The 7,893-nt window shown below is 68.6% G+C and carries 9 protein-coding genes; 5 read left to right on the top strand and 4 right to left on the bottom strand.

The window, feature by feature from the left end:
* Positions 1–42: 42 nt before the first annotated feature.
* A complete protein-coding gene (locus ABZV91_RS31585; protein ID WP_355249385.1) occupies positions 43–954 on the bottom strand; it encodes an SDR family oxidoreductase in 912 nt (303 codons plus the stop codon).
* Between the two features lie 43 nt (positions 955–997).
* Positions 998–1,795: an SDR family oxidoreductase gene (locus ABZV91_RS31580; RefSeq protein WP_355249384.1), complete on the bottom strand. Its 798-nt coding sequence runs from the start codon at positions 1,793–1,795 to the stop codon at positions 998–1,000.
* A 65-nt stretch (positions 1,796–1,860) separates the two neighbouring features.
* Between ABZV91_RS31580 and ABZV91_RS31575 the strand changes: the two genes are divergently transcribed.
* The 4 genes from ABZV91_RS31575 to ABZV91_RS31560 are packed head-to-tail and all read left to right on the top strand — an operon-like array spanning position 1,861 to position 5,354.
* Positions 1,861–2,625 carry an enoyl-CoA hydratase family protein gene (locus ABZV91_RS31575; RefSeq protein WP_030522925.1) on the top strand — a complete coding sequence of 255 codons (765 nt, stop codon included), beginning with the start codon at positions 1,861–1,863 and terminating at the stop codon, positions 2,623–2,625.
* A gap of 16 nt (positions 2,626–2,641) precedes the next feature.
* Entirely contained in the window at positions 2,642–3,520 is an 879-nt protein-coding gene (locus ABZV91_RS31570; RefSeq protein ID WP_355249383.1) for a CoA-transferase, read from the top strand.
* Positions 3,517–4,275: a CoA-transferase gene (locus tag ABZV91_RS31565; protein WP_355249382.1), complete on the top strand. Its 759-nt coding sequence runs from the start codon at positions 3,517–3,519 to the stop codon at positions 4,273–4,275. The genes ABZV91_RS31570 and ABZV91_RS31565 overlap by 4 nt, the downstream gene beginning before the upstream one ends.
* A complete protein-coding gene (locus tag ABZV91_RS31560) occupies positions 4,272–5,354 on the top strand; it encodes a nitronate monooxygenase (RefSeq protein WP_355249381.1) in 1,083 nt (360 codons plus the stop codon). The genes ABZV91_RS31565 and ABZV91_RS31560 overlap by 4 nt, the downstream gene beginning before the upstream one ends.
* A gap of 354 nt (positions 5,355–5,708) precedes the next feature.
* Here the strand turns inward: ABZV91_RS31560 and ABZV91_RS31555 are convergent, their stop codons facing one another.
* Positions 5,709–6,449 carry an antibiotic biosynthesis monooxygenase gene (locus tag ABZV91_RS31555; RefSeq protein WP_355249380.1) on the bottom strand — a complete coding sequence of 247 codons (741 nt, stop codon included), beginning with the start codon at positions 6,447–6,449 and terminating at the stop codon, positions 5,709–5,711.
* 53 nt (positions 6,450–6,502) lie between these two features.
* Here ABZV91_RS31555 and ABZV91_RS31550 point away from each other — a divergent pair, with 53 nt between their 5' ends.
* Complete coding sequence (locus ABZV91_RS31550) at positions 6,503–6,883, top strand: helix-turn-helix domain-containing protein (protein ID WP_355249379.1); 381 nt, start codon at positions 6,503–6,505, stop codon at positions 6,881–6,883.
* A 196-nt stretch (positions 6,884–7,079) separates the two neighbouring features.
* Here ABZV91_RS31550 and ABZV91_RS31545 read toward each other — a convergent pair whose 3' ends face one another.
* The gene (locus tag ABZV91_RS31545) at positions 7,080–7,823 is read right to left on the bottom strand and encodes a DUF427 domain-containing protein (protein ID WP_355249378.1); all 744 of its coding nucleotides are present in this window, start codon (positions 7,821–7,823) and stop codon (positions 7,080–7,082) included.
* Between the last annotated feature and the right edge of the window lie 70 nt (positions 7,824–7,893).

The following is a 7,893-nucleotide window of genomic DNA, read 5'->3' as shown; positions in this document are numbered from 1 at the left end:
GTCCCGCCGTCGGCCGACGGCGGGACGGACCCGTTCGAATGCTTATGCCCCGTACACGGGTTCCGGAGTCGCGCCCTTCGCGATCAGTTCGGAGACCACGGTGCCGAGTTCGGCGGGATTCCACCGCGCGCCGCGGTCGACCGGCACCCCGTGGCGCCAGCCCTCGGCCAGCGCGAGGCGACCGCCCTCGACCTCGAACATCCGCCCGGTCACACCGGCCGATTCCGCGCTGCCCAGCCACACCACGATCGGTGAGATGTTCTCCGGCGCCATGGCGTCGAAACCGTCCTCGGGCGCGGCCATCATGTCCGCGAAAACGGTTTCGGTCATCCGGGTGCGTGCCGAGGGGGCGATCGCGTTCACCGTGACGCCGTACCGCCCGAACTCCGCCGCGGCGGTCAGCGTGAGGCCGGCGATACCGGCCTTGGCGGCGCCGTAATTTCCCTGGCCGACACTGCCCTGCAGACCGGCGCCGGAGCTGGTGTTGATGATCCGGGCGTCCACGGCGCGACCCGCCTTGGATTCCGCGCGCCAGTACGCGGCGGCGTGGCGCATGGTGGCGAAATGGCCCTTGAGGTGAACGCGGACCACCGAATCCCATTCGTCCTCGGCGAGGTTGACCAGCATCCGGTCCCGGACGAATCCGGCATTGTTGACCAGGACGTCCAGACCGCCGAAGGTGTCCACGGCCTGTTGCACGAGCCGCTGTGCACCCTCCCAGCTCGCCACGTCGTCACCGTTGGCCACCGCTTCCCCACCGGCCGCGCGGATCTCCGAGACCACCTGCTGGGCCGGGGTTTCCGCGGTCGATTCACCGCTGAGGGTCGAGCCGAGATCGTTCACCACGACCTTCGCCCCCTCGGCGGCGAAGGCCAGGGCGTGTGCCCGGCCGATGCCCCGGCCGGCGCCGGTGATGATCACGATCCGTCCGGCGCAGATGCCCTCGGTTGCCATGTCCGTTCCTATCGTCGATGGTCGATATCTGTTCTAGTGGTGGTCAGGCCTTCGCCGCGGCACCGGAGTGGCCGGCGGTCGCGACCGACAGGAAGGCCGGCGGCTCGCCTCCACCGTGGATCTGCAGGGTCGCCCCGGAGATGTACCCGGCCAGCGGGGAGAGCAGGAAGGCCACCCCGTTGCCGACATCCTCGGGCCGGGCCAGCCGGCCCATCGGGATGGTCTGCCCGACGGCGGCCACTCCGTCGGCGTCGCCGTAGTGCAGGGCACTCAGTTCGGTTTCCACCGCACCGACCACCAGGGAGTTGATCCGGACCTTCGGCGCCCATTCCGCGGCGAGGGATACGGTGAGGGCGTCGACTCCCGCCTTGGCCGCACCGTAGGCGGCGGTTCCCGGCGAGGGCCGGTGGCCGCTGAGGCTGGAGATATTGACGATCGAACCGCCGTCTTCCTGCTCGCTGATCACCGCGTGCGCCGCCTGGGCGACGTGCAGGGCCGAGAGCAGGTTCAGCTCGATGATCTTGGTATGGAATTTGGGACTCGCGTCCCGGGCCAGGGCATAGGGAGCGCCCCCGGCATTGTTCACCGCGTGATCCAGCCGCCCGTGCCGCCGGACGATCTCGGCGATCAGCTCCGCCACCGCCGCCGGGTCGCGGACATCGCACGGCAGGAAGTCGATCTCCCGCCCGTCCACCTCGACCGGCATATCGCCGGGCCGGCGGGCACACGCGACGACCGTCGCCCCGGCGGCCAGTAGGACGCGGCTGATCCCGGCGCCGACGCCGCGGACGCCGCCGGTTACCAGAACGACGCGATCGGACAGGTCGATTTCGAGGGCCACCGTGTTAACCTACCAAGCAATTGCTTGCTTAGCCAAGATGCTCGAGATGCGAGATGGGATACGCGATGGGGATCAAGCGCCATTCGGAGTCCGCCGGTATCGCCGTGGTCACGGTCGACTATCCGCCGGTCAACGCCATACCCTCGGACGGCTGGTTCGCCCTCGCCGACGAGATCCGCGCCGCCGGGCGCGACCCGCAGACCCGCGTGGTGGTGCTGCGCGCCGAGAACCGCGGCTTCAACGCAGGCGTCGATATCAAGGAGATCCAGCGCAAACCCGGACATCAGGCACTCATCGACGCCAACCACGGATGCTTCGAGGCATTCGGCGCGGTCTACGACTGCCCGGTCCCGGTGGTCACCGCGGTCCAGGGCTTCTGCCTGGGCGGCGGAATCGGCCTGGTCGGCAATTCCGACATCATCATCGCCTCCGACGACGCGACCTTCGGCCTACCCGAGGTCGACCGCGGTGCGCTCGGCGCCGCCACCCACCTCGCCCGGCTGGTCCCCCAGCACCTCATGCGCGCGCTCTTCTTCACCGCGAGCACCGCCACCGCCCAGCAGCTGCACCATTACGGCTCCGTACTCGAGGTGGTCCCCCGGGAAGAGCTGGATGCCACCGCGCTGAAGGTCGCCGAAAGCATCGCGGCCAAGGACGGGCGGGTCATCCGGGCCGCCAAACGCGCCCTCAACGGCATCGACCTGCAGGACGTACACCGCAGCTACCGCTTCGAGCAGGGGTTCACCTTCGAGCTGAACCTTTCCGGAGCCTCCGACGAGATCCGCGAACGCTTCGACGAAGACCTGGCGGCGCAGAAGGACAAGAACTGACGTGGAACGGAAGACCATGCGAGACAAGCGGAAAACGCTCGACGAGATCGTCGGCGAACTGCGCAGCGGGATGACCATCGGCATCGCCGGCTGGGGTTCCCGGCGTAAGCCGATGGCCCTGGTGCGCGCCCTGCTGCGATCGGACGTCACCGACCTGACGGTGGTCACCTACGGCGGCCCTGACCTGGGGCTGCTGCTCTCGGCCGGGAAGGTCCGCAAGGCCTACTACGGTTTCGTCTCCCTCGACTCGGCGCCGTTCTACGACCCTTGGTTCGCGAAGGCCCGCACTTCCGGGCAGATCGTCGCCCGGGAGATGGACGAGGGCATGCTCAAATGCGGGCTCGAGGCGGCCGCAGCGCGACTGCCGTTCCTGCCGATCCGCGCCGGCCTGGGTTCGGATGTGCCGAACTTCTGGGACGGTGAGCTGCGGACCGTGACCTCGCCGTACCCGGGCCCGGACGGCCGCGCGGAGACCCTGATCGCCATGCCGGCCCTGAACCTCGACGCCGCACTGGTGCACCTGAATATCGGCGACGCCCACGGTAATGCCGCCTACCAGGGCGTGGACCCCTACATGGACGACCTGTTCTGCCTGGCCGCCGAGAAGCGCTACCTCTCGGTAGAACGCCTCGTGGAGACCGAGGAACTGGTGAAAACCGTTCCCCAGCAGGCGCTACTGCTCAACCGCATGATGGTGGACGCGGTGGTCGAGGCCCCCAACGGCGCCCATTTCACCCTGGGTGGTGAGAGCTACGGCCGGGACGAGAAATTCCAGCGGCACTACGTCGAAGCCGCCGGGTCGCCGGAGACCTGGCAGACCTTCGTCGACACCTACCTCAGCGGTTCCGAAACCGACTACCAGGCCGCCGTCGCGCGATTCAAGGAGGAGCGGTGACCAGCACCGAAACCATCACCCGCGCCGAAGTGTGCGCGGTCGCCTGCGCCGAGATCTTCCGCGGCGCCGGAGAGATATTCGCCAGTCCCATGTCGCCGATGGCACAGCTGGGCGCGCGGCTGGCGAAGCTCACCTTCGAACCCGACCTGCTGATCTCCGACGGCGAAGCGTTCTTCCTCGCCGAGACCCCGCCCCTCGGCGGTAAGGCGCCGGTGGAGGGCTGGATCCCGTTCCGCAAGGTGTTCGATGTGCTGGCCTCGGGCCGCCGCCATGTGGTCATGGGCGCCAACCAGATCGACCGCTACGGCAACCAGAACCTCTCGGCCTTCGGCCCGCTCCAGCAGCCGACCCGGCAGATGTTCGGTGTCCGCGGCGCGCCCGGCAACACCATCAACCACCCCACCAGCTATTGGGTCGGACGGCACACCAAGCGGGTGTTCGGCGAGCAGGTGGATATCGTCGCGGGCGTCGGCTACGACAAGGTCGACCCGGACAACCCCGCGTTCCGCTTCCACCACATCCACCGGGTGGTCAGCAATCTGGGCGTTTTCGATTTCAACGGCCCGGACCACACGATGCGCGCGCTGAGCCTGCATCCCGGGGTCACCGCTGGTGAGGTCGCGGAGAACACCTCGTTCGAGATCGCCGACCTGGGCACGGCCGAGGAGTCCCGGCTGCCCGGCGACGAGGAACTGCGGATCATCCGCGAGGTGCTGGATCCGAAGAAGATCCGCGACCGAGAGGTCCCGCAGTGACTCCCCGGCTGCGCACACCGCTGACCGAACTCGTCGGAATCGAACACCCTGTCGTGCAGACCGGTATGGGCTGGGTGGCGGGCCCGAGCCTGGTCTCGGCCACCTCCAATGCCGGCGGGCTGGGCATTCTGGCCTCGGCCACCATGACCTACGACGAGCTGGAAACGGCCATCGCCAAAACCAAGGCGCAGACCGATAAACCGTTCGGCGTGAACATCCGCGCCGATGCCTCGGACGCGCCCGAGCGGATCGACCTGCTCATCCGCGAGAACGTCAAGGTCGCCTCCTTCGCCCTGGCGCCGAAGAAAGACCTGATCGCCAAGCTGAAAGACGCGGGCGTGGTGGTGGTTCCGTCGATCGGCGCGGCCAAGCACGCGGTGAAGGTCGCTTCCTGGGGCGCGGACGCCGTGGTCGTCCAGGGCGGCGAGGGCGGCGGGCACACCGGCCCGGTGGCCACGACGCTGCTGCTGCCGTCCGTCCTGGACGCGGTCGATATTCCGGTGATCGCCGCCGGCGGGTTCTTCGACGGACGCGGCCTCGCCGCCGCCCTCGCCTACGGGGCCGCCGGGGTGGCGATGGGCACCCGTTTCCTGCTCACGCAGGAGAGCAGCGTCCCGGATTCGGTGAAGCAGGAATACCTGCGCCGGCAACTGGGCGAAACAGTGGTCTCCACCAAGGTCGACGGAATGCCGCACCGGGTGCTCAACACCGAACTCGTGCAGAAACTGGAGAACTCCGGACGTATCCGCGGGCTCACCGCGGCCGTGGGCAATGCGGCCCGGTTCAAGAGCATGACCGGGATGAAATGGTCCACGCTGGTGCGCGACGGCCTGGCCATGCGCAAGGCCAAGGACCTCACCTGGTCCCAGGTGATCATGGCGGCCAACACCCCGATGCTGCTGCGGGCCGGGCTGGTCGAGGGCAATACCGAGGCCGGCGTGCTGGCGGCGGGTCAGGTGAGCGGCATCCTGGAGGATCTGCCCACCTGCCAGGAGCTGATCGACCGGATCGTCACGGACGCGGTCACCCGGATCGGCGCCCTCGCCGAACTGCCCCGGAGCACCGAATCGAAGAGCTGAGACATCCGGCTCCCGGGCCCGTCCACCACCGGTGGACGGGCCCTTTCATATCGGAGGCGCTGCGCTGATCCGGTCGGGCGACCACGGCCCGGCGCCCGCAGCCGCCGGCGGCATCGGTGCGGCGCCGCGATGACGAGAGCCCGCGGCCGCGCCCCTCTCGGCAGGACGGCTTACGGGAGGCGGCCCACTGTGTCTCGCCGAGCACATCGCTGCCGTATCGACCCGCTGGGTGGACTCGCCGCGCAGCGCACCGGCCGGAGCGCCGCGGCATCTTCGATCACCGCCGGGGCGGTGGAGGCGGTGTGCCTCGAGGCGCGCCGTGCGCGCGTGTACCGCAGCGACCCGGCCAGGCGCTCAATCCCGCGGCCACGGACGTACCTCACCCCAGCCCCAGGTGGGCGTGGGTTCGCCGGCGCTCGGCGGCGCATCCGGGCCGGAGAACAACAGCGCCATCCGGGTCCCCCATTCCAGATATCCCACGAATGCCGCCCGGAACTCGGCGTCCGCGGGCAGGCCGACCCGGTCGGCGGTATCGATCAGCAGACTCATCCAACGCTGCCGCTGTTCCTCGGTCAGTGCCCGGCCCCGGTGCCGGGAGATCATGTGCTGGTGGCCGCCGTGCCGTTCCGAGTAGACGGCGGGCCCGCCGAAAACCTCGCCGAGCCAGGCGGCTACATGCTTCGCGTGATCGGGGTGCATACCCTCGAACACCGGGCCGAGCACCGGGTCCTCGGGAACCCGGTCGTAGAAGGTGTCGAAGAGCTTCTCGAACGCCTCCGCGCCGCCCGCCCAGTCGTACAGCGAAGGCACCAACGCCACCGGCTCGTAGTGCCGCATCTCCTCGATACCGGTGACGTAATCCTTGATCTCGGCGAAGAACTCGCGGAAGTGCGAGCTGTTGCGGAACTTCTCCAGATGATCGCTCGCCGAGGTCCAGGTGAGCCGAAGGATATACACCTCCGGGTCATCGACGCACCGGTCCAGATCGTAAGTCCGGCAGTACGGCGAGAACTGGAGCGACACCGCGGCGCGGCGATAGGCATCCTCGAACGCGGCCGGATCGGGAACGCGGTACCGGATGTACTCGGTGATCATGGATGAAGTCGACCACCTTGGGAGCGACGGCACAAGAACGTACTTTGTGGTGCGTGAGCGTGCGGCGAACCTTCTACTCCTGCCAGGTCGAACTGGCGATGGACACCATCGGCGGCAAATGGGCGGTCGTGATCCTCGGATACCTGAAGGAGCAACCGCGGCGCTACGGCGAACTGCGCCGGCTCGTGCCCGAGATCACCGAGAAGATGCTGACCCAGCGGCTGCGTGAACTCGAGGCCGCCCGCCTGATCGAGCGGACGGTGCACGAGGCACCGGTCCGCACCGTGACCTATCGGCTGATCGATCCCGGACTCCGGCCGGTACTGCAGGCCCTCTACGACTGGGGCGGGACCCTGGCAGCTCGGGCGAGTATCGAGATCGGGTCCCCACGCGCGGAATCATCGGAATCGCGGCGTGGCGATCCGCTCGGCTGAACGGCGTCGCCGCCGCCATCGGGTCGATCCGGTACTTCCTCGGCGCGACAGCCACGGCGCCGCGGGCGTGGTCCTGCAAGACCTCGGTCTTCCCCCTGGCTGTACCTCGTCCCTGCCGCGACACCGGCTCTGCCGTCGGTGCCCGGTGCGCCAGGTGGCGGCCGACGCGCATCGAGCCGGCCGCCCACTGGTTCCCTCAGCCGAACGGACTCCGCGGCCGCTCCTGCAACTCGCCGTCGACGTAGATATCGACCTTCTCGTTGTAGAAGCAGGCCAGCCCCGCGATCTTCTGGCTCTCCGGGGTGGGGGTCCGGTAGATCCACACCAGGTCCGGATGCTCGGTCTCGCCGATGCGGATGTTCCAGTAGTCGGCGTTGCCCTTGTACGGGCAGCTGGTGTGGGTGTCCGACGGCCGCAGCAGGTCCATCCTGATATCGGTGAGCGGCAAATAGAAGCGGGCGGGGAGCCCGGTTTCGAACAAGATCCGCGGGGATCGGGAATCGGCCAGGGTCACACCGTCGAGTTCCACCCGCACATGCCGGGAGCTCGCCAGGATGTCCACGCGCGAATACGGGTTGCGCGGGTGGACATAGATCGGCTCGTCCTCCTCGAACCATTCGTCCATCGCGTCCCAGTCCAGCCGCACCAGGTCGTGCAACGGCGGATCCGCGTAGCGCAGGGCGGACCCGGCGGCCGTGGTGCCGTCCACGACGACGTTGTATCCGGTGGCCTCGCCGAGGCGGGGGGAGGTGCGTGTGGTGCCGTCGAATTCGAGTTTCGCGCGCAGATCGGCGGCCGGGATGTAGTACGCCGGGTAGTAGGGGTTCTCCCAGACCAGCGCGGGGCGGACGGTATCGGCGACCAGATGTCCGCCGAGGTAGACCCGCACGCGCTTCTGGATCGTCTCGACCCGGACCTCGTCTCGCTGTGCTTCGGTCATACTCCCCGACCCTACGCCGGGCAGGGTGCCCGGGAGGTCACGAAAAGAGCGGGCCCCGCCGGTCGGCGTC

Origin of the sequence: Nocardia sp. NPDC004568, assembly GCF_040609955.1 — a bacterium.
Lineage (GTDB): Bacteria > Actinomycetota > Actinomycetes > Mycobacteriales > Mycobacteriaceae > Nocardia.
The sequence above is the reverse complement of the archived record's forward strand: the minus strand, read 5'-3'. Positions and strand labels throughout refer to the sequence as shown.